This is a genomic window from Paenibacillus sp. 01T422 (assembly GCF_056398785.1).
The window spans coordinates 1-2,601 of the sequence record NZ_JBFTQB010000902.1; the positions used below are offsets into that span (position 1 = coordinate 1).

3 protein-coding genes are annotated in these 2,601 nt (G+C 45.7%); 2 read left to right on the plus strand and 1 reads right to left on the minus strand.

All coding sequences use genetic code 11. The annotated features are described in order from the left end of the window. Positions 1–197: 197 nt before the first annotated feature. Entirely contained in the window at positions 198–1,217 is a 1,020-nt protein-coding gene (gene holA / locus AC1DUA_RS33175) for a DNA polymerase III subunit delta (RefSeq protein ID WP_477503790.1), read from the plus strand. Positions 1,218–1,290: 73 nt separating this feature from the next. On the opposite strand, the gene rpsT is transcribed toward holA, so the two are convergent. Next, the gene (gene rpsT / locus AC1DUA_RS33180; protein ID WP_477503791.1) at positions 1,291–1,542 is read right to left on the minus strand and encodes a 30S ribosomal protein S20; all 252 of its coding nucleotides are present in this window, start codon (positions 1,540–1,542) and stop codon (positions 1,291–1,293) included. Positions 1,543–1,738: 196 nt separating this feature from the next. On the opposite strand from rpsT, the gene gpr reads away from it, so the two are divergent. Next, positions 1,739–2,601 (plus strand): GPR endopeptidase (gene gpr, locus AC1DUA_RS33185; protein WP_477503792.1); only part of this gene is annotated, 863 nt, incomplete at its 3' end.

Below are 2,601 nucleotides of genomic sequence, written 5' to 3' on the forward strand. Positions count from 1 at the left end.
CACCATTAGAGGGGCTCCTGCGTATGTTATAGTAAGGAAGCAGGAGTATGCTATGGGGTTCGCCCACACGGTTTAAGGTTTCTAGAGCCTTGAACCGGTGTTTAAATAGACAGACAAAGGGATTATTTCAAGGTCGAAGGACTTTGACGTAATCCCTTTGTTGTTGGTAAAATGGAGGCGAGGAGTGAACGCCAGCTATGGATGCAAAGAGAGCATTGAAAGATATACAAGCAGGGCGGCAAGCACCTGTATATTTGTGCTACGGTCCTGAGAAATATAAAATGAGAGAGTTTATTCAGGTGTTAACAGATTCACTCATTGAGCCGGAGCATAAGGAGTTTGCCGTGAGCAAATTCGATTTAAGTGAGATCTCACTTTCATCCGTACTTGAAGATGCGGAGACGCTTCCTTTCATGGTGCCTAAGAAACTGGTCATCGCCAAAAACGCATTATTTTTTACAGGAGCCAAGGAAAGTACGAAGATTGAGCATCATTTGGACCGTTTAACCGACTATTTAAAATCACCCGCCGAGCACACTGTCGTTGTGTTTACTGTAGACGCGGATAAATTAGACGAGCGCAAAAAGATCGTTAAAGCGCTCAAAGACATGGAGGCCGCAGTTCCCTTCCTATCGCTAAGTCCAGAGGAGTTGCAGCATTGGGTGGCTGCTAGAGCTCGACAGAGGGGGTTCTCATTTACCGGGGAAGCCACGGATCAGTTGATTCTATATACAGGCGGCAATTTGCAGTCGTTATCTGCAGAGATCGAGAAGATCTCGTTATATGTAGGGGCAGGGAGCGAGGCTACAACGGATGTTATTGATCAGCTCGTCGCTCGAAGCACAGAACAGAACGTTTTTATTCTGATTGAAGACATTGTGAATGTGAGATTGGAGCGTGCCTTCGTCATCTTGGAGGAGCTGCTGAAACAGCGCGAAGAGCCGATTAAGATAGCTGCCCTTATTGCGAGGCAATTCCGCATCATGCTGCAGGTCAAAGAGCTTAGCAAGCAAGGATATTCCCAGCAGCAAATGGCGTCTCAGATTGGCCTGCATCCTTTCGCGGTGAAGGTGGCTGAAGGTCAGTCACGTAAATATAATATTGAGAAACTGAGCAATATCATGTCCCAGCTTGCTGATCTTGATTTCCAGATGAAGACAGGGAAAATTGATAAAGTGCTAGGTTTAGAAATGTTCCTTCTTAGGCTTGCAGCCTAGGAAGGTTTTTTTCATAAAAGGAAAAAAGCCCAACTCTCCGAAGAGAACTGAACTTTTGTTTTTATGTCCTGTATTACGCTTGAGCCGTAAGAGCGTTCAGCTTTTTAGCCAGACGGGACTTCTTGCGGTTAGCGGCATTTTTATGGATTAAACCTTTAGAAGCTGCTTTGTCTAACTTTTTGGAAGCATTAATTAGACCTTCTGGGCTTACAGCTGTTTCGAAAGCTTTCACAGCAGTACGCAGAGCGGACTTTTGGGAAGCGTTACGAAGACGGCGCTTTTCGCTAACTTTTACTCGTTTAATAGCGGATTTAATGTTTGGCATGAAATTCACCTCCTACTTACAAAACACGGTTCAACGTTACATTTGTATGTTTGCTGACAACTTTAAGTATTCTACCATGCAACTATTGAAAATGCAAGACCTGTCAATAGGTTTTCAGTGGTTTTTACATTTGCATAACGGCCTCAAATTCGTCACACACTAAGAGATGCAAGGAACCTCAGAAAGGGGAAATTCTATGGACTTAAGCTCTTTTACAACCCATACGGATCTTGCGCTAGATGCAAGGGATATGGCTCATGCAGCGAATCAAGGGCAGCCGATACCTGGTATTGAACAGGAGTCGACTCGTGAAAATGGGATACGTGTTACCAAAATCAATGTGAAAAATGAAGAAGGTTCCAAAGCCCTTGGCAAACTCCTTGGACATTATATAACGATAGAAGTTCCTGCACTGCGCGAAAAAGATAGCCAATTGCAGGACCGTGTAGCGACGAAGCTGGCTCAGGAATTCGAGCAGTTCTTACGGGATATTGGGATTCCTCAGAATGCCAAAGCGCTCGTTATCGGGCTCGGCAACTCCAATGTTACTCCCGATGCGCTCGGTCCACTTGTTGTTGAAAACATCATGGTCACCCGTCACTACTTTGAGCTGATGCCTGAGGATGTAAGTCCTGGATATCGCCCCGTCAGCGCGGTAGCTCCTGGGGTGCTTGGGACAACGGGGATTGAAAGCAGTGACATCGTGCTCGGTATTGTTGAAAAATCCAAGCCTGATTTCATCATCGCGATTGATGCTTTGGCATCCAGATCGCTCGATCGGGTGAATACGACCATCCAAATTGCAGATACGGGCATTCATCCGGGTTCTGGCATCGGGAATAAGCGCAAAGGGCTAACAAAAGAAAACCTTGGCATACCTGTAGTTGCTATTGGCGTCCCAACGGTTGTATATGCTTCGACGATAGTCAATAACGCTTTTGACCTCATGCAAAAGCATTTTAGCGAACAGACCAACAATACAGGACAGATCCTTGGACTGCTGGACAATATTCATGAGGAGGAGCGCCTTCAGCTCGTCAAAGAAGTGCTGAACCCTGT